The 24,434-nt window shown below is 41.3% G+C and carries 23 protein-coding genes and 2 tRNA genes; 1 reads left to right on the forward strand and 24 read right to left on the reverse strand.

Going from position 1 to position 24,434, the window contains the following annotated elements; genetic code table 11:
* Positions 1-2: 2 nt before the first annotated feature.
* From DIZ80_13760 to DIZ80_13790, 7 genes are all read right to left on the reverse strand, one after another.
* Positions 3-272: a 30S ribosomal protein S15 gene (locus tag DIZ80_13760; GenBank protein RDH81175.1), complete on the reverse strand. Its 270-nt coding sequence runs from the start codon at positions 270-272 to the stop codon at positions 3-5.
* Between the two features lie 359 nt (positions 273-631).
* Complete coding sequence (locus tag DIZ80_13765; GenBank protein ID RDH81176.1) at positions 632-1,537, reverse strand: tRNA pseudouridine(55) synthase TruB; 906 nt, start codon at positions 1,535-1,537, stop codon at positions 632-634.
* A gap of 121 nt (positions 1,538-1,658) precedes the next feature.
* On the reverse strand, positions 1,659-2,030 hold the full coding sequence (locus DIZ80_13770; protein RDH81177.1) for a 30S ribosome-binding factor RbfA: 372 nt from the start codon (positions 2,028-2,030) through the stop codon (positions 1,659-1,661).
* Between the two features lie 108 nt (positions 2,031-2,138).
* Positions 2,139-4,673 (reverse strand): translation initiation factor IF-2, encoded by a 2,535-nt coding sequence (locus tag DIZ80_13775; protein RDH81178.1) that lies wholly within the window; start codon positions 4,671-4,673, stop codon positions 2,139-2,141.
* Positions 4,674-4,693: 20 nt separating this feature from the next.
* A complete protein-coding gene (gene nusA, locus DIZ80_13780; GenBank protein RDH81179.1) occupies positions 4,694-6,199 on the reverse strand; it encodes a transcription termination/antitermination protein NusA in 1,506 nt (501 codons plus the stop codon).
* 56 nt (positions 6,200-6,255) lie between these two features.
* Positions 6,256-6,660, reverse strand: a complete 405-nt coding sequence (locus tag DIZ80_13785; GenBank protein RDH81687.1) for a ribosome maturation factor RimP — start codon at positions 6,658-6,660, stop codon at positions 6,256-6,258.
* 194 nt (positions 6,661-6,854) lie between these two features.
* A tRNA-Met gene (locus DIZ80_13790) sits at positions 6,855-6,931 on the reverse strand.
* Positions 6,932-7,114: 183 nt separating this feature from the next.
* Here DIZ80_13790 and DIZ80_13795 point away from each other — a divergent pair.
* Positions 7,115-7,819, forward strand: coding sequence for a hypothetical protein (locus DIZ80_13795; GenBank protein ID RDH81180.1), 705 nt, complete (start codon positions 7,115-7,117; stop codon positions 7,817-7,819).
* Between the two features lie 111 nt (positions 7,820-7,930).
* Here DIZ80_13795 and DIZ80_13800 read toward each other — a convergent pair whose 3' ends face one another.
* The 17 genes from DIZ80_13800 to DIZ80_13880 all read right to left on the reverse strand — a co-directional run bounded on the left by DIZ80_13800 (position 7,931) and on the right by DIZ80_13880 (position 24,272).
* Positions 7,931-9,367, reverse strand: a complete 1,437-nt coding sequence (locus DIZ80_13800; GenBank protein ID RDH81181.1) for an NADH-quinone oxidoreductase subunit NuoN — start codon at positions 9,365-9,367, stop codon at positions 7,931-7,933.
* 30 nt (positions 9,368-9,397) lie between these two features.
* Positions 9,398-10,924 (reverse strand): NADH-quinone oxidoreductase subunit M, encoded by a 1,527-nt coding sequence (locus DIZ80_13805; protein ID RDH81182.1) that lies wholly within the window; start codon positions 10,922-10,924, stop codon positions 9,398-9,400.
* A 72-nt stretch (positions 10,925-10,996) separates the two neighbouring features.
* Positions 10,997-12,955 carry an NADH-quinone oxidoreductase subunit L gene (locus tag DIZ80_13810; GenBank protein RDH81688.1) on the reverse strand — a complete coding sequence of 653 codons (1,959 nt, stop codon included), beginning with the start codon at positions 12,953-12,955 and terminating at the stop codon, positions 10,997-10,999.
* 11 nt (positions 12,956-12,966) lie between these two features.
* Positions 12,967-13,272: an NADH-quinone oxidoreductase subunit NuoK gene (locus DIZ80_13815; protein RDH81183.1), complete on the reverse strand. Its 306-nt coding sequence runs from the start codon at positions 13,270-13,272 to the stop codon at positions 12,967-12,969.
* Positions 13,269-13,889, reverse strand: a complete 621-nt coding sequence (locus DIZ80_13820; protein RDH81184.1) for an NADH-quinone oxidoreductase subunit J — start codon at positions 13,887-13,889, stop codon at positions 13,269-13,271. Before DIZ80_13820 ends, DIZ80_13815 begins: the two co-directional genes overlap by 4 nt.
* A 28-nt stretch (positions 13,890-13,917) precedes the next feature.
* Positions 13,918-14,406, reverse strand: coding sequence for an NADH-quinone oxidoreductase subunit NuoI (locus tag DIZ80_13825; protein RDH81689.1), 489 nt, complete (start codon positions 14,404-14,406; stop codon positions 13,918-13,920).
* Between the two features lie 10 nt (positions 14,407-14,416).
* Entirely contained in the window at positions 14,417-15,481 is a 1,065-nt protein-coding gene (locus DIZ80_13830; GenBank protein RDH81690.1) for an NADH-quinone oxidoreductase subunit NuoH, read from the reverse strand.
* Positions 15,482-15,516: 35 nt separating this feature from the next.
* Positions 15,517-17,889: an NADH-quinone oxidoreductase subunit G gene (locus DIZ80_13835; GenBank protein RDH81185.1), complete on the reverse strand. Its 2,373-nt coding sequence runs from the start codon at positions 17,887-17,889 to the stop codon at positions 15,517-15,519.
* Positions 17,889-19,178: an NADH-quinone oxidoreductase subunit F gene (locus DIZ80_13840; GenBank protein RDH81186.1), complete on the reverse strand. Its 1,290-nt coding sequence runs from the start codon at positions 19,176-19,178 to the stop codon at positions 17,889-17,891. Before DIZ80_13840 ends, DIZ80_13835 begins: the two co-directional genes overlap by 1 nt.
* 2 nt (positions 19,179-19,180) lie before the next feature.
* Entirely contained in the window at positions 19,181-19,672 is a 492-nt protein-coding gene (locus DIZ80_13845; GenBank protein ID RDH81187.1) for an NAD(P)H-dependent oxidoreductase subunit E, read from the reverse strand.
* Positions 19,673-19,676: 4 nt separating this feature from the next.
* Complete coding sequence (locus DIZ80_13850) at positions 19,677-20,930, reverse strand: NADH-quinone oxidoreductase subunit D (GenBank protein RDH81188.1); 1,254 nt, start codon at positions 20,928-20,930, stop codon at positions 19,677-19,679.
* Between the two features lie 2 nt (positions 20,931-20,932).
* Entirely contained in the window at positions 20,933-21,652 is a 720-nt protein-coding gene (locus tag DIZ80_13855; protein ID RDH81189.1) for an NADH-quinone oxidoreductase subunit C, read from the reverse strand.
* Between the two features lie 5 nt (positions 21,653-21,657).
* Positions 21,658-22,140, reverse strand: a complete 483-nt coding sequence (locus tag DIZ80_13860; protein ID RDH81190.1) for an NADH-quinone oxidoreductase subunit B — start codon at positions 22,138-22,140, stop codon at positions 21,658-21,660.
* Positions 22,131-22,490 (reverse strand): NADH-quinone oxidoreductase subunit A, encoded by a 360-nt coding sequence (locus DIZ80_13865; protein RDH81191.1) that lies wholly within the window; start codon positions 22,488-22,490, stop codon positions 22,131-22,133. The genes DIZ80_13860 and DIZ80_13865 overlap by 10 nt, the downstream gene beginning before the upstream one ends.
* A 275-nt stretch (positions 22,491-22,765) precedes the next feature.
* A tRNA-Leu gene (locus DIZ80_13870) sits at positions 22,766-22,851 on the reverse strand.
* A 232-nt stretch (positions 22,852-23,083) separates the two neighbouring features.
* Positions 23,084-23,506, reverse strand: coding sequence for a preprotein translocase subunit SecG (locus tag DIZ80_13875; protein RDH81192.1), 423 nt, complete (start codon positions 23,504-23,506; stop codon positions 23,084-23,086).
* A 13-nt stretch (positions 23,507-23,519) separates the two neighbouring features.
* Positions 23,520-24,272, reverse strand: a complete 753-nt coding sequence (locus DIZ80_13880) for a triose-phosphate isomerase (protein RDH81193.1) — start codon at positions 24,270-24,272, stop codon at positions 23,520-23,522.
* Positions 24,273-24,434: the final 162 nt, after the last annotated feature.

A 24,434-nucleotide genomic window follows, 5' to 3' on the forward strand; every position in this document is an offset into this window, starting at 1 on the left:
GATTAACGACGTAAGCCAAGATTTGCAATAAGATCTTTATAACGATCTGTATTTTTAGATTTTAAGTAATCCAGTAATTTACGACGCTGGTTTACCATACGTAAAAGCCCACGGCGAGAATGGTGATCCTGCTTGTGTTCTTTAAAGTGTTCTGTAAGTTGTACAATACGTGAAGTTAATAAAGCTACCTGTACTTCTGGTGAGCCTGTATCGCCTTTAGATTGTGCGTATTTTGTTACTACTTCAGCCTTAGCTGCTGCTGTCATTGACATTGTCAAAACTCCTGACTGTGTGTGCCTCAAAAATGAAGCGGGATTTTATCATAATTTAGACCTTCTACAAAAGCCTAAATTGACCTTAACGCTTGATTAATCAAGGTATTCTCACCCTGAATCAATCATTTTTACCGATATCAATCGCATTTATCCAGAGTCAGATCCAGACTTAAAACGATTTGAGTGCGGAGTTTACACTGATCAAGACTATTTATCTCGATTTTCCTGCAACGAAATAAATATTTTTAAGATATTAAAGCTTTTGTGCGCTAAAAAACTATGTATTCTGTAAATTAGTCCATTTTTTACCTCCCCCTTAGAAAAAGAGAGGGCTAAATAGCAATATACTATTCAGACTACAAATTCATCATTCTTTTGGGCGCGACCCGACCATCATCCTGAATCTTACCTATTCCTATAAACTGATCACCATCGTATACCCGCACAAGCCCTTCTGTCGGTGCACGAGCTATTTGAACCGGCTGACCCAACTTCATGTAATAGGCACTATCAGGGTCCAGTTCGACTACTGGCCAATCAGAAATTCCGCTATCCAGATCCAGCAAAAGCCCATCTAACGCATCAAACCCGTCTTCTGCCACATCCATTAACTGATCAAGTGTAAGCATTCCGGTCTGGTATGGCCCGACAGATGTTCGCCTTAACTCGGTAACATACGCTCCACACCCCAGCTTTTCACCCAGGTCTTCTGCCAATGTACGTACATAAGTACCTTTTGAGCAGCGAGTCTCAAGCTCAACTTCACCATTTTCAAATGAAATAACATCTAATGAATAAATAGTTACAGGTCGAGCCTTGCGCTCGACCTCTATCCCCTGTCGAGCCAGATCATATAATCGTTGACCATCTATTTTCAGGGCAGAATACATGGGCGGCACCTGCATAATATCTCCCGTAAGCTCGGGTAAATATTTTTCAATGTCAGCTAACTGTATATGCTCAAAAGGACGCTCACTGATGACGTCACCTTCCGCATCACCTGTGGCCGTTACCTGACCAAGCCTGCATTTAAATCGATATGTTTTGTCCGCATCCAGCAAAAAAGCAGATACTTTAGTCGCTTCACCCAGACATATTGGTAACATCCCCGTTGCCAATGGATCAAGACTACCTGTGTGACCCGCTTTATTTGCATCGAACAAACGTTTTACACGTTGCAAAGCATGATTGGATGATATTTTTAGAGGTTTATCCAGAAGTATAACGCCGTGAATTTTACGACCTTTGTTTTTTCGACCCATGTGTGAAACCTAAAGACTTTTGAAGCAGAGACGCGCAGATACAGGGGCACGCATAATATTTATTTTTCGCGAAGCAAAAACAAAATAAAACGCTGTATCTCTGTGCCTTTTCGCCAAAAAATTAATCTTCCGAAGAGTCTGCATCAGATGAACGTGCTTGCGCTATCAAAGACTCCATTGAAGTCCCACGCTCAATACTCACATCATAAACAAATCGTAAAGATGGCACGATACGCGAGCGAATTCGCTTACCTAATTCTCGACGAATAAAACCTGTCGCTTTATTCAATCCTTCTTCTGCCTGCTCTCGCTCATCTTCATTAAGTACAGTGAAATAAACAACCGCAGAACTTAAATCTCGAGTTACTTTAACCGCAGTAAAAGACACCCAGTTCACACGAGGATCTTTTATTTCATCACGCACTAACTCGGCAAGCTCTCTTCGAACTTGCTCAGCCATACGTTGTGATCGGGAATATTCTTTTGGCATAATTTAATGTCTATTTTGACGCGCAGACACAGAGTTCATTTTATTAGCGCTACGCGCAAACAACAATAAATTTTTCTCTGCGCCTCCGCGTCTCTGCGTCAAAAATAAAACTTACAGAACGCGTTCCATTTCAACACGTTCGAAGACTTCAATCTGGTCACCAATTTTCACGTCATTGTAATTTTTCACACCAATGCCGCACTCAGTGCCACTCTTAACTTCATCGACCATATCTTTAAAACGACGTAGAGATTCAAGCTCACCTTCGTAGATAACAACATCATCGCGTAATACACGAATAGGCTGACTCTTTTTGATCGTACCTTCGGTAACAATAGAACCCGCGATTAAGCCAAATTTAGGTGATCTGAAAATATCTTTAACTTCAGCCAGACCAATAATTTCTTCACGGAATTTCGCAGACAGCATTCCCGTTAGCGCATCTTTAACATCACCTATCAAGTCATAGATAACACTGTAATAACGCATATCAACACCACGTTCAGCTACTGATTTTCTTGCTGCTGCATCTGCACGCACATTAAAACCAAATACAACCGCATTTGATGCTGCTGCAAGACTGATATCAGTATCATTAATACCACCGACACCTGATCCGACTATTGCTACATCTACTTCGTCATTATCTGCAGCCAACTTCATTAACGAATCTTTAATCGCCTCTAAACTACCTTGCACATCTGCTTTAAGTAGAATATTAAGAAACTTAACTTCACCTTTACCTAAATTGGTAAACAATGAATCAAGCTTAGCCTGCTGTTGAGCCGCAAATTTAACATCACGCACTTTATGGTGACGATTCTCTGCCAGCTCACGTGCGGTTTTTTCATCCGTCATCACCTGAACCTGGTCACCCGCTGCAGGTGTACCGGATAAACCTAGTACAACTACCGGAATAGATGGGCCAGCTTCATCAATCTGCTTACCATTTTCATCAAACATGGCACGTACACGACCATATTCCTGACCGGCTAACAGAATATCACCTTTTCTCAGACCACCTTTCTGAACCAGTACCGTTGTTGTTACACCACGACCTTTATCCAGCGTTGCCTCAACCACTATACCCTGAGCAGGGCCTTTAGCAGGCGCTGTATATTCAAGTACTTCAGCAGTTAAGTTAATCGCTTCCAGCAAGTCATCAATACCTTCACCTGTTTTAGCAGAAACATTAACAAATATGTTTTCACCACCCCAGTCTTCAGGAATAACATCATGACTACCCAGTTCTGTTTTCACACGATCTGGATCTGCAGCTTCTAAATCTATTTTATTAACCGCAATGATTAATGGCACGCCAGCTGCTTTAGCATGCTGAACCGCTTCAATCGTTTGTGGCATAACACCATCATCTGCAGCAACAACCAGAATAACAATATCGGTTGCCTGAGCGCCACGAGCACGCATCGAAGTAAATGCAGCATGACCTGGTGTATCAAGAAATGTAATAACACCTTTGTCTGTTTCAACATGATAAGCACCAATATGCTGGGTAATACCACCGGCTTCACCATGTGCAACTTTTGCTTCACGAATATGATCGAGTAGCGATGTTTTACCATGGTCAACGTGACCCATAATCGTCACAACAGGTGGACGAGGCAACTCACCATGTAATTCATCACCTGCAGAAGCCAGTAATGAGTTTTCACGATCGTCAGCAGAGGATGCAATCGCTTTATGTCCCAGCTCTTCAACAATAAGAATTGCTGTATCCTGATCAATAACCTGATTGATAGTGGCCATAACCCCCATCGTCATCATCGTTTTGATCATCTCACCCGCTTTCATTGACATTTTCAGGGCAAGATCTGAAACCTTGATTGTTTCAGGTACATCTACATCATAAACAATTTTTTCTACCGGTTTTTCAAAGGCATGTTTTGCTTCTGCATTTTGTGCCGCGAGTACTTTACGACTTGTCTTTTTACCACGACCTTTTTTGCCCGATGCTACATGCAGTTCTTTTCTGCCGTATCGAGTATCGCCTTTACCCCTGCCTTTAGCTGCAGGTTTCTGTGCATTTTTATTACGATCATCAGAACTAGAACTAGATCCAGTCGTTTTGGAAGCTTCTGCTTTTGCAGCACCACGCGCTTTCGCATTGGCGACTACTTTTGCCTGCTGCTCTGCTTCAATACGCGCTTTAACTTCAGCCTCTTTTTTCGCAATGGCTTCTTCTTCACGCTGCTTGGCCGCTTCTTTAGATTTCTCAATTGCAACCACTTCAGCTTCTGCACGAACAGCTTCACGTGCTTCTTTTTCTGCCATCAATGCCTGAATTTCGGCTTTTTCTTTTTCTTTTGAATCAGTTTCCGGTGCCGAATCGGACACTTTGGAAATACTGCGTTTTTTACGGACTTCAACATTGACCGCTTTGCTACCACTACTTTTTAGTGATGCCGTTGATCTACGTTTAAGTGTAATTTTACCCTTGCCTGCCGTAGCTGCAGATGTTTTACCATGACTGTTACGCAAGTGATCGAGTAATTTAAATTTCTGCTCATCGGTAATTTCAGAATCCGCACCTGCGACCTCAATTCCCGCATCTTTTAATTGTTCTAATAATCGCTCAACCGTTGCGCCTACGACCTCGGAGAGTTGCTTAACTGTAACTTGTGCCATTTTTTACGTCCTCCCCAGGGTTACTGGTTTGCCTCTTCTTCTGTTTCAAACCAGGGTGCGCGCGCGGTCATTATTAATGCACTTGCACTCTCTTCAGACATTTCCTGTATATCCTGCAATTCATCAATTGCCAGCTCAGCTAGATCTTCCATGGCACAAACCCCTTTCGAGGCCAGTACATTAGCAAGCTCATTATTCATACCATCCATTTCCAGCAGATCCTGCTGCGGTTCATCAACTGATTCTTCCTGAGAAATTGCTTTCATTAAAAGAGCATCTCTGGCACGGCCACGTAGCTCTTCGACAATATCTTCATCAAATTCTTCGATGCTTAAGAACTCACTTTCCGGAACATAGGCAACTTCCTCAATACTAGAGAAACCCTCTGCTGCCAGAATAGTTGCTACATCTTCATCTACATCCAGCTGTTCCATAAACAGCTCAACCAGAACTTTACCTTCTGTTTCCGATTTTTCGTCCATGTCTTCTGTCGACATAATATTCAAATTCCAGCCTGTTAACTGGCTAGCCATACGAATATTCTGACCACCTTTACCAATTGCCTGAGATAACTTCTCATCTTCAACAGCTACATCCATTGAGTGAGCATCTTCATCAACAACAATAGATACAACCTCTGCCGGTGACATCGCGTTGATTACAAATTGAGCCGGGTTATCATCCCATAAGATAATATCAACACGTTCACCCGCTAATTCATTCGTTACAGACTGCACACGTGAACCACGCATACCAACACAGGCACCAACAGGGTCCATGCGAGGGTCATTTGATTTAACAGCAATCTTTGCACGAGAACCGGGATCACGCGCACCGGAAATAATTTCAATCAGATCCTGACCCACTTCTGGAACTTCAAGCTTAAACAACTCAACCAGAAATTCAGGTGCAGTACGACTAATAAAAAGTTGTGGCCCACGTGTTTCAGAGCGAACTTCTTTCAGAAAACCACGTAATCGATCACCCGATCGAACGGCTTCACGGGGAATCACATCTTCACGTGGAATAAAACCTTCAACATTATCACCCAGATCAAGGTAGATATTTCCACGCTCAACACGTTTTACCGTTCCCATAATCAGTTCGCCTACACGATCCTGAAATGCTTCAACCACGCGAGCACGTTCTGCTTCACGTACTTTTTGAACAATAACCTGCTTTGCTGTCTGGGCTGCAATACGTCCAAACTCTACTGAATCAATCTCTTCTTCGACATAACCACCAAGCTCAATATCCGGCTCATCAATCTGAGCGGCCTCAAGAGTAATCTGCTTTAACGGAAACTCCAGACCACCCTCTTCCTGTTCCTCAGCCACTTCCCATCTACGGAAAGTATCATAAGCACCGGTTTCTCGATCTATCGCTACGCGAACCTCGATATCTTTACCCTGTTTTTTACGACTGGCCGTAGCTAATGCGGCTTCAATTGCCTCAAAAATAATTTCCTTTTCAACTGCTTTCTCATTTGAGACGGCATCTACTACATAAAGAATTTCTTTATTCATGTCTGGCTCCAAAAACCATATTTCCGGTAAACACTAAAAAATATTCAGGAAAATTCCTAGAATTGCGGAACGATCCGCGCCTTATCGATTGTATCCAGGGCCAGGTAATGAGTTTCGCCATCCATTACAAGGATAACTTCATCATTATCTATACCTTTTAACTTGCCGGTAAAATTTCGTTGCCCTTCAAGCGTAGGCACAGATAACTTAATTTTTACCGTTGAACCCGCAAAGCGCTCAAAATCAGCTACTTTACGTAATGGACGATCCATGCCCGGTGATGAGATTTCCAGATTAAACTGCCCCGGGATAGGGTCTTCAACATCTAGCACACTACTAATTTGATGACTGACTGCTGTACAGTCATCTAGCACTATGCCTTCAGGGCCATCTATATATATACGCAATAAACCATCTGTAGGGTGTGGACGATAATCTATGTCCACTACCTCATATCCCATGCCTTCTACTACAGGCTCTATTAATGACCAGATGTCGCTCACGCTTGATAAATACCCTTAACAGTTAGAGTGGTAGAAAACACAGGAATTTTACTCCCATTTCAAACCACAAAAAAGGCCCCGATGTACGGGGCCTTCTTAAAAATCCAAGTTTATTCATATGCTCTACGGCTGAATTAACTTAAATCAAAATTTGGTAGCGGGGGCAGGATTTGAACCTACGACCTTCGGGTTATGAGCCCGACGAGCTGCCAGACTGCTCCACCCCGCATCAACTTGGAGCGAATAGTACAGATATCAAAGACTTATTGCAAGACTTAAAACCATAGAATATAACTCGATTATAAAAATCAGCGAACATTAAACGTAAACGCCGTTTACCATCTATCAAAAATTATAAACTTTGAGATTAATTACAACTTTTTATGCCTGAAAAAGCACTAGACTCCAGTATATGAAAACTATTTTTATCTTATTATTACTCCCCATTTTAGCTCAGGCTGAGAGTTACACCTTTTCAGGTGGAGCAAATAATCTTGCCCACAAAATAGCATCTGAGATACTAACAAAGGCATATAATCGAAGTGGCATCACGATAAAACCGCTTTTTTTGACACTTTCAGATTCATTACAACAATCAAATGCGGGAATAACAGATGGAGAAATTGCACGAATAGCATCAATTACTCGTTTCGCTCCTAATTTGCGACAGGTGCCTGTTTCTATCATTCAGGTTCAGGCAATCGCATACAGTAAAAATAAAACACTCATCATCAATAACTGGGAAGATTTACGCGGACATAAACTCGTTATTGTAAAAGGTGCAAAATTCATTGAAGTGGGTACAGCAAATCTTGAGCGCGCACTTGTTTCTACTTTTGATGCTGCTCTGGATTTATTACAACAGGATAAAACAGAGATTATTGTCATTCCAAAACTTGCTGGAATCAACCTTATATATAAGAAAAAATATCACGACATAAAAGCTATAAGTAATTCACTACAAACACTCAAGCTCTATCATTTTGTTCATAAGAAAAACAGCCACCTTATTCCAGTAATTTTACCTGCACTAAAAAAAATGGAGAAAAGCGGTGAAATCGCCTTCATGCGTAAAGCGCATTTAATAAAAGCAGCTAATAGTTTACAAAATAGATAATTTTTTTAGTGAGCACTAAATCTAAGATGACTTCTAACCGTCCTTAAATTTAGATATTTAGATAGTTCTAAAACTTGCCGCTTTACACAGATAAGCAAAGCACATTATTACTTATGAAAACGCCGCAATACAGAGAGACATTAACGCAGCAGGGTATAAACCCAGCATCAAAACAGATAAACCATTAGCACTTAACGCAATCTGCATGTCTCTATTACAATCAATTTCACTTTTATCTTCTGCCTGATCAAAATACATTATTTTAATAATTCGCAAATAATAGAAGATACCAATAATAGAGAAGAAAACAGCAACCAGAGCAAGCCATAACATATCGACATTCACAACCGCTTTAAGCACAGCAAGTTTAGCCCAGAAACCAACAGTTGGTGGTACCCCAGCCATTGAGAAAATAATAATTAACATGATAAATGCAAACCAGGGGCTTCGCTGATTCAAACCTTTCAAATCATCTATATTATCTGCCTCAAACCCCTTACGTGTTAATAATATAATTACACCAAAACCACCTAAAGACATTAGTGCATACGTTAAGGTATAGAACATGGCAGCCGAGTAACCTTCCTGATTACCAGACAGTAATCCCAGCATAATAAAACCGACATGTGAAATAGTTGAATAAGCTAACAATCGCTTTAAATTAGTTTGCGCAATAGCGATAACATTACCTACTATCATTGATAGCACTGACAATATTATCAACATACCCTGCCAGTCAGCCTGTAAACTACCCATACTTTCCGCAAGCAAACGAATAACCATTGCAAAACCGGCTACTTTAGGTGCAGTGGCAATGTAACTTGTAACGGTCGTTGGCGATCCATGATAAACATCCGGTATCCACATATGAAATGGTACCGCGCCCAATTTAAATGAGATACCTATAACCATAAATACCAGACCAAATATCAGCACAAGGTTATCGCCTTTCATTTCATCAATGGCAACTGCAACTTCTACAATATTTAATGACCCGGTCATGCCGTAAACCATCGACATGCCGTACAGCAACATACCTGATGCAATTGCACCCAGTACAAAATACTTCATTGCTGCTTCTGCAGCGTTGGGGTTTTCGCGATTAAAAGCAACCATGGCATAAAGTGATAATGAAAGTAGCTCAAGCCCCAGATACATAGACAAGTAGTGATTAGCCGAAATCATGACCATCATACCCAACAGTCCAAACAGGCCGAGTACGTAAAACTCACCCTTAAAAATATTACGCTCCTGCAAGTAACGACGGGAATAAACAAACACGACAGCTACCAGTAATACAACTGTATATTTGAGAACGGTTGCTAGCAAATCATTTACAAACAAACCATTAAAAGCCAGTTCTCTTGATTGAGGGCTTTGCTGTGATATTAGAACCAGAGTGACAATAAGACCTAACTGTGACAGAACATAGGTTATATTACGTTGATCATCTTTCAAATAAACATCAACTACCAGCACAGTACATGCTAGCGCGAGTAAAAACATCTCCGGCATAGCAATTGAAAGATTAAGCATTTCTAGTGTCATCATTAATTCTCTATTTATTAATCATCTGCGTTAAGGCAGTTTTGACTGAGCTATGTGGTGCAATAAATTATCGACAGATGCATGCATCACATCTACTAACGGTGCAGGGTATAAACCTAAAGCCAATACGGCAACTGCGAGTATTGACATAATTAACAATTCACGTTGATTTAAATCTTCTAGCACTTTTACATTATCGTTTTTAATTTCGCCATAAAATACACGCTTAACCATCCACAATGTATACGCTGCACCCAGTATTAATGTTGTCGCACCAAGGAATGCAATCCAGAAATTAGCTTTGAATGCAGCCAGTATTACCATGAACTCACCAACAAAACCGGAAGTACCAGGTAAACCTGCATTAGACATTGCAAAGAACACTGCAAAGGCAGCAAACACAGGCATCGTATTAACTACCCCGCCATAATCTGAAATTTCACGACTGTGCATACGGTCATACAACACACCAATCATCAGGAACATGGCACCGGAAATAAATCCATGTGAAATCATCTGAACCATAGCGCCTTCTATTGCTAACGCAGCACCTGTGATATCACCATTAGCCGGGTTAGCCCAGATTTTAAAAATAATAAACATGCCCAGAGTAACAAAACCCATGTGTGCAATTGATGAATAAGCCACCAGTTTTTTCATATCACTTTGTACAAGCGCAACAAAACCAATATAAACAATAGCGATAAGTGATAAACCAATAATCAACCAGTCTAACGACGCACTGGCATCAGGTGTAATGGGCAATGTAAAACGAATGAAACCATAACCACCAATTTTCAGCATAACCGCTGCCAGTATCACAGAACCACCAGTGGGAGCTTCAACGTGCGCATCAGGTAACCAGGTATGTACTGGCCACATAGGCACTTTAACTGCGAATGCTGCAAGAAAAGCAAAGAAAATCAATGTCTGTTCTGTCATACCCAGTTTCAGAGTATGCATATCTAAAATAGCAAAACTACCTGACTGGTAATACATATAAATCATCGCCACCAGCATAAACACTGAACCGAAGAATGTATAAATAAAGAATTTAATAGTTGCGTAAACCCGGTTAGGCCCACCCCAGACACCAATGATAATAAACATGGGTATTAACATGGCTTCCCAGAACACATAGAAAAGCATGGAATCAAGCGCAGAAAACACACCCACCATCAGCCCTTCCATTATCAGGAAAGCAGCCATGTATTGTGATGCTTTCTTCTGAATAACTTCCCAGCCAGCCAGCACAACAATAATAGTAGTAAACGTTGTAAGTATAATTAGCGGCATAGATAAACCATCTACACCCAGATGATAGAAGATACTAAAATCACCTATCCACTCAAAACGCTCCTGAAATTGCATGGCAGGAGTTGAGCTATCAAAATTGGTATATAAAGCCAGACTCAATACAAATGTTGCAACTGAAATAATAAGTGCCAGACGACGAGAGCCTTCTGAACCACCTTTATCGCCAGATAACAGCACAGCTGCACCACCAATAATTGGCAGCCAGATGACCAGACTAAGGAGGGGCCAATCTGCAAACATTATGATTTAATCCTGATGTTATTTTTCATTGTAAATTTCTTTTAAATTTAATTCGTTTTCTATATGTGCTGCTTATGCACCTGGAGTAGCAAACCAGTACAACAAACCCACCAGACCAATAATCATGGCAAATGCATAATGATAAAGCATGCCTGTTTGCACATGGCGAACAACACCTGCAAACCAGCCAACCAGCTTAGCAGAACCATTAATAATGAAACCATCGATAATGGTTACATCTCCACCTTTCCAGAAACCTTTACCCAGCGCGCGACTACCATCACTAAATACTTTTACATAAAGCTCATCCATCCAGTATTTTTTATCCAGCATTTTATAAATAAAGGAGAATTTCTGACTGGCAGTTTCAGCAATTTGTGGTTTTTTCATATAGATATACCAGGCCGCACCAACACCTGCCATGGCAAGTGCAAATGGCCATGAAGCAACACCATGCTGAATCATTGCCCACTGCCCGTGATAATGCTCACCTACACTTGAAAGCACATCATGTGATTCTTTTACAAAAATTACATCTTTGAAATATTCACCAAACAACATAGGCTCAATTGTCATCCAGCCAATAACCACCGAGAAAAAGGCCAGAACAACTAATGGCACAGTAACTACCCAGGGCGTTTCATGTAAATGCTCTTTGGTGTGCTGATCCATTCTTTCTTCACCGTGGAACACCAGGAAGTACATTCTGAATGAGTAAAAAGCAGTAACAAATACACCCGCTAAAACCATTAGATAAACAATATCTGAACCAGGTAAACTGGACTCACCAACCGCAAGAATAATTGAGTCTTTAGAGAAGAAGCCTGAAAAACCGGGGAAGCCAATTAATGCTAATGAGCCGATCAAAGACGTTATCCAGGTAATCGGCATATACTTTCTTAAACCACCCATCTTGCGCATATCCTGCTCATGATGCATGGCGATAATAACCGAACCCGCAGCTAAAAATAACAGAGCCTTAAAGAAGGCATGGGTCATTAGATGGAAAACGCCCGCTGAATATGCAGATACACCAAGTGCAACGGTCATATAACCAAGCTGAGAAAGCGTAGAATAAGCCACTACCCGTTTTATATCATTCTGAACGATACCAATCAGCCCCATAAAGAGCGCAGTAATTGCACCTGCAGCCATAACAAATGTTAATGCTGTTTCAGAAAGCTCAAATAAAGGTGACATACGCGCCACCATAAAGATGCCCGCTGTTACCATTGTTGCAGCGTGAATTAATGCAGATATAGGTGTTGGGCCTTCCATTGAGTCAGGCAGCCAGACATGTAATGGAAATTGTGCCGACTTACCCATTGCACCAATAAATAATAAAATACAGATTACAGTCATCACCGACCATTGCGCATCACCAACCAGATTAATTGTCTGGTTCGCAATTTGTGGTGCAGCTTCAAAAACATCTTTGTAATCAAGACTACCCGCATACATAACGACTGCAGCAATACCAAGGATAAAACCAAAGTCACCGACACGGTTAACTAGAAATGCTTTCAGATTGGCATATATAGCCGTCTCTCTTTTGTACCAGAAACCAATTAACAGATACGAAACTAAACCTACCGCTTCCCAACCAAAAAATAACTGCAGGAAGTTATTTGACATTACCAGCATTAACATGGAAAAAGTAAACAGAGAAATATAACTAAAGAATCGCTGATAACCCGGGTCATCACGCATGTATCCAATGGTATACAAATGCACCATTAATGAAACACCCGTAACAACACACATCATCATAACTGTAAGCTGGTCGACTAAAAATCCAATTTCAAATCGCAGCCCATCACTCACCATCCAGGTATATACCGTCTGGTTATAAACTTCACCTGCTTCAAGAACAATGTAGTTATAAGCCATTAATGACAGAATAAATGATGTCGCCACACCCGCAATGGTTACTGTATGCGCACCAGAACGACCGATAACTTTACCAAAGAAACCTGCCATAATCGCACCAAATAATGATGCTAGAGGTATCGCTAAATAAATAAATTCCATATCCATTCGTTCTAACCCTTCATCGTATTCAGTTCAGACACATTAATTGTCTGTCGGTTACGGAACACGACCACGAGAATCGCAAGCCCGATTGCAGCTTCTGCAGCTGCAACAGTAAGAATAAAGAAAACAAATACCTGACCCGCCGTATCACCCAGAAAATGCGAGAAAGCAATAAAATTAATATTGACTGCCAGTAGCATTAATTCGATACACATCAAAAGCACAATGACATTTTTACGATTAATAAAAATCCCTGCGATACTAATTGAAAAGAGTATCGCACCAAGAATTAGATAGCTGGATAATGGGATCATTGCCTTTCCTCCGAGTCAATGGCTTCCGATTTCATTTTTACTATACGTAAACGATCTTCTTTCATGACTTTCATCTGCTCACCCGGCACTTGATGACGGGTATTAGGACGACGACGCATTGTTAAAGTAATTGCAGCAACAATAGCGACTAGTAAAATTACAGATGCCAGCTCAAATGCGTAAACATATTCTGTATAAAGCACACGACCCAGCTCTTTAGTATTACTGTAATCTGCTGCATGTTTTTCCGGTGCAGCAAATGCCTGTAAACCAAACTGTTCAGGACCCACAACCATAATCATTTGCACAATCAGTAATATTGCAATCGCGATACCAAAGGGCGCATAACGCATTAAACCTTCACGCATACGCGTAATATTGATATCCAGCATCATCACTACAAAGAGGAAAAGAACCATTACAGCACCGACATAAACCAGCACGAGTGTAATCGCCAGAAACTCGGCTTCCAGTAATAACCAGATAGCGGAACTTGCAAAAAATGTAAGCACTAAAAAGAGTACTGAATGCACTGGATTTCGTGCACCAACCACGCCCAATGCAGACACTACCATCAAGGCAGAAAAAGCATAAAAGACGATTTCAAAAAATGTCATGTGTTCATTCCGGTTACGTTATTTCAATTTATCGGTAAGGTGCATCAGCTGCACGATTTGCTGCTATCGATTCTTCGTATTTATCACCAACAGCCAGCAACTTATCTTTAGTCATAATGTTTTCACCACGATTTTCAAAATGGTATTCAAAAACATCCGTTTCCACAATTGCATCTACAGGACAGGCTTCTTCACAAAATCCACAGTAAATACATTTAAATAAATCTATATCGTATTTTGAAGTACGACGAGTACCATCATCTCGCTCTTCAACATCAATGGTAATCGCTAATGCTGGGCAAACTGCTTCACACAATTTACAGGCTATACAACGTTCTTCCCCATTTGCATAACGACGTTGCGCATGCAGCCCTCTAAAGCGAGGTGAAATAGGTGTTTTCTGTTCGGGATACTGCAGAGTAATTTTTCTTTTAAAAAGATATTTACCCGTAACCATCAAGCCCTGAATTAACTCAAGAAACAGAAAACTTTTTATATAATGTTTTATCGTTCTTATTTTCATATTTCTATGCTCCACCTACAGCTGCCGTAGCATTAACAGCCCATGGCCCTACCTGCATAACAACCATTACAGCCTCAACAAATATCCAGACAATCGTTACCGGAATAAATACCTTCCAGCCTAGACGCATAATCTGGTCATAACGATATCGTGGGAAGGTTGCACGGAACCAGAGGAACATATAAATAAAGAACATGGTTTTTAAAATAAACCAGTGAGTTCCATCACCTAACAAAGCATGATCTGACATCGAACCAAAAGGAGACATCCAGCCGCCGAAAAACATCAATGATGTGAGCGCAGCAATAAGAATAATATTTGCATACTCTGCAAGGAAGAAAACAGCAAAAGCCATACCTGAATAATCAACATGGAAACCAGCAACGATCTCTGATTCACCTTCGGCGACATCAAATGGTGCACGGTTAGTTTCCGCAACTCCAGATATAAAATAAACAGCTAACAGTGGAAATAATGGCAACCAGAACCACTCAGTCCAACCACCCGCTTGTTTAGCAATGATATCCCCTAAATTCAAACTGCCAGCCGCCATCAATACACCGACTAATGCGAAGCCCATAGCAATTTCATATGCAACTACCTGTGCGGCAGATCTAAGAGCACCTAAAATTGCATATTTAGAATTAGATGCCCAACCCGCAATAATGACACCATAAACACCCATAGATGTAAGTGCCAGAATATATAACAGACCTGCATTTAAATTAGATAACTGCACTCCATCAAAAAACGGTATAACTGCCCAGGCTGCTAATGCAGGCCCTAATGTTAAAATAGGTGCAAACAGAAACAGAAATTTATTCGAGTTAGTTGGAATAATAACTTCTTTAAACATCAGCTTTACAGCATCAGCAATTGGCTGCAACCAACCTTTTGGCCCCACTCTATTGGGCCCTAAACGTACCTGCATATATCCAATGATTTTTCTTTCTGCATAGGTCACATACGCAACACATAACATCAGAGGAACCATAATAATTACGATGTATAACAGGTTTTCAGCTAGAACCTGTATCCACGAAGGCAACCAGTTCCAGAAATCAACCATAAAATCCGGGGCTAATGAGAATAACCATTCCATAATCAGGCCTTCTCCAACTCAATTGGTGAATAGGTTGTACCCATATGAATACTTAGCTCCTCTGCAGCAGGTAGCCATACACAATCATCGGCTATTGCATCATCAATTCTAATATCCGTCAGCTCTGTATGACCTGACTGTGTAATTGAAACTCTGTCGCCATCTTCAATTTTTAACCTGGCAGCTAATGCACTATTAATTGCTGCATTATTCTGATCTGCATCTTTAGTAAGTTGCAATGGCGTTGAACGACGTACCAGTGAATCGACTGAATACAGTGGAACATCACCGACACGCTGCAAGCCACTTGTTTGCGACACACCTGTAGCAGGAGCATCAACTGATAATGTATTATCCAACTGTATATCTCTACACTGCTCTTTCACTTCATTTCGAACATCTTCAGAAGACATATAATCAAAACCGTCGACATTCATCAGGTTCGCCAGTACACGTAAAACTTTCCAGCCTGGACGTGACTCACCTAAAGGAGAAGTTGCACCTTTAAAGCTTTGCCAGAACCCTTCTGCATTTACATAAGTACCAGAGGTTTCTGAGAAAGCCGATAGAGGCAAAATCACATCTGCATATTCTTTCATCGCGTCAGTTGCATAATTATTAATAACAACCTTAAAGTCTGCAGCATCAACTGCATCCATTGCTTTTACAGGATTTGCTACATCAAATTCAGGTTCTATATTAAATGCAATTAAAGCTTTCTTTGGTGAATCTAACATTTCAGCAATATTAGCACCCTTTGCATTCGCTTCTGAGCCACCTGCAAAACGGTGAGGAACACTTCCCGCTAACCAGGCACCTGCTGTATTTGCCGCTTCCGGTAAATACGCCAAAGTTGCACCTGTCTGTTTCGCAATCGCACAACTTAAAGCACGCAAAGCTGAATACTGCGGATGTTGTACCGCAATATTACCTATAAAGATCGTTGCTGCTTCACCAGCCGTTTTTAATTCTTCTGCAATAGCTTTATGACCATCATCAACTGTCGCACTGCTGATTAGTGTTGACAGATTTGCCTGATCAACACCAGCTGCTTTTGCAATACCCGCAAGATTTGTAACCATTCCTTCTGCTGAAGAAATCAGTTCATTACTGGTTTTAAAACGCCATTTAAATTTACGTGGATTTACCGCAGAGATTTTCACCTGATGGTGACGGAATGCTTTTCTAAATCGATGAGCAATAAGTGGCTGCTCTTTACGAACATGTGAACCCACTAATAAAATGGCTTCTAATCGCTCAATTGACTCAATATCTTTAGCAATCCAGGGCATGACGGGTGCAAAGTCCTGATCGGTAAAATCTGTTTGTCTCAAACGGTGATCAATATTATTACTACCTAAACCACGCACTAACTTCTGAGATAAATAATGTTCTTCCAGAGTTGCATTTGGAGATATCCAGCAAGCAATCTCATCCGCAGAATTTTCTTTAATAACTAACTGCAAACCATCAACCGCATACTGCAGCGCAGTATTCCAGTCTGTCTCTACCCACTCGCCATTTAACTTCATCATGGGTTTAGTTGCACGATCATCAGAATATAAACCCTGATAACTAAAACGATCACGATCTGAAATCCAGACTTCATTTATGGATTCGTTTGCACGGGGCACAACACGGTTCACTTTTCCATCCAGTGTATGAATGTATAAATTTGAACCAACTGAATCATGAGGCGACACGCTAACATGCTGTTGCATTTCCCATGCTCGTCCCGTAAAGCGAGAAGGTTTTGCGGTTAACGCGCCCACCGGGCAAATATCAATCACGTTACCTGACATTTCTGAATCAACGCTCTTAGCGATGAATGTACCAATAACTGCACGGTCACCACGATCCGTCATACCCAGTTCACGCATGCCGGCAATTTCTTCACCAAAACGCACACAACGGGTACATTGAATACAACGCGTTAATTCTGTTTGAATTAAGGGTCCAATATCTTTATCAAAAACCACTCGCTTAATATCGGTGTACTGAGATTTATCACCACCGTAAGCAACTGATAAATCCTGTAATTCGCATTCACCACCCTGATCACAAATCGGACAATCTAAAGGGTGATTAATCAGTAAAAATTCCATTACTGATTTTTGTGCTTCAACTGCTTTCGCTGACTGAGTATGAACAACCATGCCTTCCATAATGGGCGTTGCACAGGCAGGCATAGGCTTAGGCGCTTTTTCAACATCAACTAAACACATACGACAGTTTGCCGCGACAGATAACTTATCGTGATAACAGAAACGCGGAATATGAATACCCGCTTTATCTGTTGCCTGAATTAACATTGAGCCTTTTGGTGCAGATAACTCTACATCATCAACGGTAAATGTAACTTGATCATCTGACATTATTTGCCCGCCCCACTGTCAATCATGGAACATTTATGTTCGATGTAATATTCAAATTCTTCACGGTAATGTTTAATAAAACTTCTTACCGGCATTGCAGCTGCATCACCTAATGCACAAATAGTACGGCCTTCAATTTTTGCAGCAACATCATCTAATCGATCCAGATCTTCTGGCTCGCCTTTACCTTCAACGATTCGGGTAAGCATACGATACAACCAACCGGTACCTTCACGGCAAGGTGTGCACTGACCACACGACTCTGAGAAATAGAAACGCGACAAACGTTGCAAGACTTTTACCATATCAGTGCTGTCATCCATTACGATAAGCGCACCTGAACCTAACATTGAACCAGCTTTAGTAATGCCATCATAATCCATAGTAGACTCAAGCATAATTTCAGCTGGCACAACCGGGACAGATGAACCGCCTGGTATAACCGCTTTTAATTTACGACCTTCGGTAACACCGCCAGCAATTTCTAATAATTCTTTAAATGGTATACCCATGTTAACTTCAAAGTTACCGGGATTTTGCACATGACCGGAAACTGAAAAACATTTTGTCCCACCTGAATTTTCAACACCAAAGTTTTTAAACCACTCTGCACCTTCACGCACAATGCTTGGTACCGAAGCAAGTGATTCAGTATTATTGATAGTGGTAGGTTTTCCATATAAACCCACATTCGCGGGGAATGGCGGCTTAAATCTTGGTTGACCTTTTTTACCTTCAAGTGATTCTAATAACGCGGTTTCTTCACCACAGATATAAGCACCTGCACCGAGTGTTGGATACAAATCAAAATCAACACCCGAGCCATTAATATTTTTACCTAAGTGACCTTTTTCATAAGCTTCTTTTACTGCGCCAGCGAAATGATCATATACATCATCCATAAACTCGCCGCGCATATAGTTGTAACCCACGGTTGCACCTATGCAATAACCTGCAATCAACATACCTTCAACTAAAGCATGTGGATTAAAACGTAGTATATCTCGGTCTTTACACGTACCCGGTTCTGATTCATCCGAATTACATACAATGTATTTTTGTACCGGTGCATTGCGAGGCATAAAGCTCCACTTCAAACCGGTTGGAAAACCTGCCCCGCCACGACCGCGTAAACCGGAAGCTTTTACAATTTCGATCACATCTTCCGGAGATAACTTTTCTTCCAGAATTTTATTCCATGCCTGATAACCACCTACTTTCAGGTAATTTTCATAGGACCATTGCTCGCTTTCAAATTGCAGCGTTGCGTAGCAAACTTCGTTAGCCATGCTTACTCCAGCCCGTCGATGATCTCATCCACTTTTTCAGGGGTGAGCTCTGTGTAATATTTATGATTAACCTGCATCATTGGGCCACCGGCACAGGCTGCAAGACATTCTTCTTCAACTTTTAAATAAATACGACCATCATCGGTGCTTTCACCAAGCTTAATGCCTAGTTTTTTCTCAAGGTGATTAACAATCGTATCTGAACCCATTAGCATGCAACAAACATTGGTACAAACCGCAACATTATTCCTGCCAACCGGATTTAATTCATACATAGAATAGAAGCTAGCCACTTCATAAACTTCTATTTTTGAAAGTTCTAATTTTTTTGCTACTGCATCCATTAAAGGCACGGTTAAGAAACCTTTATTTTGATGTTGGGCAGCATTTAATGCCGCTAACAACGCAGATTTTTTATGCTCGGGCGGGTAACGAGATTCCCACTCGGCAATTTCTTCTAAGGTATGTGCTGAGAGTATTTGTTCGTCTGTCATAATCTTATCTATCTATCTCGCCAAATACGATGTCCTGCGTACCAATAACTGCAACCACATCGGATAACATATGTCCGCGAGTCATTTCATCTAGTGCAGACAAATGCGCGAATCCCGGTGCTCTAATTTTCATACGGTAAGGTTTATTCGCACCATCTGACATCAGGTAAACACCAAATTCACCCTTAGGATGTTCAACTGCACCGTAAGCCTCACCTTCTGGCAAACAGTAACCTTCAGTGAACAATTTAAAGTGATGAATCAGAGATTCCATATCACCTTTCATTTCTTCTCGTCTGGGTGGTGTTACTTTATGATCCTGAGCCATTACGATACCCGGGTTAGCCCTTAACCAGTCAACACATTGCTTGATAATGCGATTTGACTGGCGCATTTCTTCCATACGCACAAGATAGCGATCATAAGAATCACCATTTGTACCAACAGGAATATCAAAATCTATTTTGTCGTAAACAGCATAAGGCTGTTTTTTACGCAGATCCCACTCAATACCTGAGCCACGCAACATGGGGCCGGTAAAACCTAACTGCATAGCTCGCTCAGGCGAAACAATTGCAATATCAACCAGACGTTGTTTCCAGATACGATTGTCTGTTAACAGTGTTTCATACTCATCAACATAACCGGGGAAACGCGTTGTAAAATCTTCTATAAAATCAAGAAGAGACCCGCTACGAGTATCATTTAATCGACTAACTTCTTTCTGGCTATGCCATTTAGATGCTTTGTACTGAGGCATTGAATCAGGCAAGTCACGAGCTACACCCCCAGGGCGATAATAAGTTGCGTGTAAACGCGCACCGGATACCGCTTCATATACATCCATTAAATCTTCACGTTCACGGAAGGCATACAGAAACATGGTCATCGCGCCCACATCCAGACCGTGAGCACCTATCCATAACAGATGGTTTAATAATCGTGTAATTTCATCAAACATCACTCGAATGTATTGAGCTCGCTCTGGCACTTCAACACCTAGAAGTTTTTCTAACGCAAGAATATAACCATGCTCATTTGACATCATGGATACATAATCAAGACGATCCATATAACCAATACTTTGATTATAGGGTTTTGACTCCGCCAGTTTTTCAGTTGCACGATGCAACAAACCAATGTGTGGATCGGCTCGCTGAATAACTTCTCCATCCATTTCTAAAATTAGACGTAGCACACCATGGGCTGCAGGATGCTGGGGACCAAAATTCAGTGTGTAATTGCGAATTTCAGGCATGTTTATTCTTCACTTTCCGATTCATTAGCAGACAGGTCTTGACGATTATTATTTTCTCTAATAACCCGTGGCACAAGAACGCGTGGCTCAATACTCACAGGCTCATATACAACACGTTTCTGTTCTTCGTCATAACGCATTTCAACATTACCTGACAAAGGAAAATCTTTTCTAAAAGGGTGACCCACAAAACCGTAATCGGTAAGAATACGACGTAGATCAGGATGCCCGTCAAAATGAATACCAAATAGATCAAACGCTTCTCGCTCAAACCAGTTAACACCATTCCAGATATCTACAACTGATTTAACAACAGGGTAAGCATCATCTTCAGCAAACACGCGAACACGAATACGTTGATTATTTTTAATTGATAATAAATGAGACACGACTGCAAAACGTTTACGGTCAGACTGGTTTTTAGGAAGCTCGTCACCAAATTTTAAACGACCATGCTGCGCACTATCAATACCCCGGCTAAAGCCGTTTGCGGATGCATCGGTTTTCCATTCATCCTGACCATAAGCAGAATAATCAACACCACACAAATCTATTAGAATCTCAAAAGCAAAAGCGTCATCATTATGCAATTTTTTACAAACCGCGAGATAATCACTTGCAGATACTTCGATTGTGATCTCACCCAGCTCTAATGTTTTACTTTGCAGCTGACTTCCAAAGGACTGTTCAAGCTGTTCTGATAACTTTTCAATCTTGCTCATATTTATTAAGCCTGACGCGCAATAGTGCAGGTGCGCTTAATTTTGTTTTGCAATTGAATGATGCCATATATCAGCGCTTCAGCTGTCGGAGGACAACCGGGCACATAAATATCTACGGGAATAATTCGATCACAGCCCCTGACCACAGAATAAGAGTAATGATAATAACCACCACCATTGGCACATGACCCCATTGAGATAACCCAACGTGGTTCTGGCATCTGGTCATAAACTTTGCGAAGTGCCGGTGCCATTTTATTTGTCAGGGTACCCGCAACAATCATTACATCTGATTGACGAGGTGAACCGCGAAATATTATACCGAAGCGATCCAGATCATAACGTGAAGCTCCAGCTTGCATCATTTCTACTGCGCAACAGGCCAGACCAAATGTCATTGGCCACATAGAACCAGTACGCGCCCAGTTAACAACCGTATCAACAGAGGTTGTTACATAACCTTTTTCCAGAATGCCTTCTATTCCCATTCTAGCGCCCCTTTTTTCCACTCATATATAAAACCAATCACTAATATTCCAAGGAAAATGCCCATTGCAACAATGCCGAATAAACCAACATCTTCAAGCACAATAGCCCAGGGGAATAAAAAGGCGATTTCTAAATCAAAAATAATAAACAGGATAGCAACCAGATAGAAACGCACATCAAACTTCAGTCGCGCATCTTCAAATGCGGAGAAGCCGCACTCATATGGTGAATTTTTTACCTCATCGGGCTTGCTGGGAGCAAGAATAAATCCACCAAGCGCAATCATAGCGACACCAACGAATAAACCAACACAGATAAATATTAAAACGGGTATGTAATTTTCGAGCATTTTATAATTTTCTCACAGCCAGTAACGACGAGGTAAAGCTCTTGTAATATTTTTTCAGCACTGACTTTAGTCAAAAAGTTTGCGATTGTCATCACTTATTATGTGTATTCCATGATAAGTGCGATTTATAGTAATTGTTATGTAAGTAAGGTTTGCTGAATTTTTGAATTTTAAAATGCGTTATTCTTTTTAAGAATATTATTATTTTATTATTTTGCTTTTATAAATATCAGGTGTATTTTAATGTTAAAAATGAACCTGATATTTATTAAATATGGTGCCGATGACTGGAGTCGAACCAGCACGAGCAAAGCCCACTACCCCCTCAAGGTAGCGTGTCTACCAATTTCACCACATCGGCGTGATTTATACTTTATTATCTTCACGAACGCTCGGGCCTCCTGCCCTCCCTTAATTTTACGCATACCCGGCACAACATCCTGTTGTGCGTGAATGGCTCCTTGCCCGCCATTCACCCAATTTCACCACATCGGCGTGAAATATATTACAAACAAAATCGCGATCTAAAGACCGCTCCTACATTTGAGGTTTTCACAGTAGGAGCGATCTTTAGATCGCGATAGAGTAACTTTCTATTCTGAAGCAGGAATATCGCTAGCTGGAGCTTCATCAGCTACAGGAACATCACTTGCCGGTGCTGAGTCTACAGGCGCAGGCATTTCTGCATCAGGCATATCAGCTGGCATAGGCATATCTGTTGCCGGTAACTCAGCAGGCTGCTCAAGTACTGAACCATTATCCACACTACTTTCGCCACCCAACTGGGCAGAAAAATAAGCTAAACCCAGACTGGTTGAGAAGAAAGCAGCAGCAAGTATCGCTGTAGTTCGACTCAGAAAATTAGCTGCACCACGTGCACCAAATACCGAGCCCGATGAACCGCCGCCACCACCTAAAGCTGCACCTGCATCAGCACCTTTACCGCGCTGAAGCATTATCAGGCCAATAATGACCAGAGAAAGCAACACATGTATAACAAGAAGAATTGAAATCACTTAGTTTTTACCCTTAACCTGCCGCCTGGCAGATTGCTAGAAAATCGGCAGGCTTCAGTGACGCACCACCAATCAGACCACCATCGATATCAGACTGACCAATAAGCTCTTTTGCATTACCTGCATTCATTGAACCGCCGTATAATATTTGTAAACCTTCAGCCACTTCAGCATTAAGCGCAGCTATTTTGCCGCGAATAAATGCGTGTACTTCCTGAGCTTGTTCAGGAGTTGCTGTTTTGCCCGTACCAATTGCCCATACAGGCTCATATGCAATAACACCATCAGCTAGCGCTTCAACACCCTCTAGTGAAATTACCGCATCAATTTGACGTGAACAAACATCATTTGTTACACCAGATTCACGCTCTTCAAGCGTTTCACCAATACAGAAGATAGGCTTAAGACCATTACGACGAGCCGCAGCAAAACGTTTTGCAACCAGCTCATCACTTTCGCCATATAAAGCACGGCGTTCAGAGTGACCAATAATGGCATACTCACAACCAATTTCTTTCAGCATTTCACCTGAAATTTCGCCAGTAAACGCACCTTTATCTTCATCACAGATATTCTGTGAACCAATTTTGATATCAGAACCATCAGCTGCACCTGATACGCGTGGAATAAATACCGCAGGAGGACAAACCACTACAACCGCATTATTTATCGAACCCATACCTTCTTTGATACCCGCAACAAGCTCTTTAACCGATTCACATGAACCATTCATTTTCCAGTTGCCAGCTACCATTGGTTTACGCATAGATCCACTCCGAATTCTTATTTTTAAAGGGGGCACAGTTTATAGGGCTGAACGCCTTGTTGCAAGCTGGAAGTGACCGTCTTATGTCGTAAGTTAGAAGCCTTAAGTCAATAAACACAAAAAAAGCGAACCTCCCCGAGGGTGGCTCGCTTTTGACTTCTA

Source organism: endosymbiont of Galathealinum brachiosum, assembly GCA_003349885.1.
Taxonomy (GTDB): Bacteria; Pseudomonadota; Gammaproteobacteria; order SZUA-229; family SZUA-229; genus SZUA-229.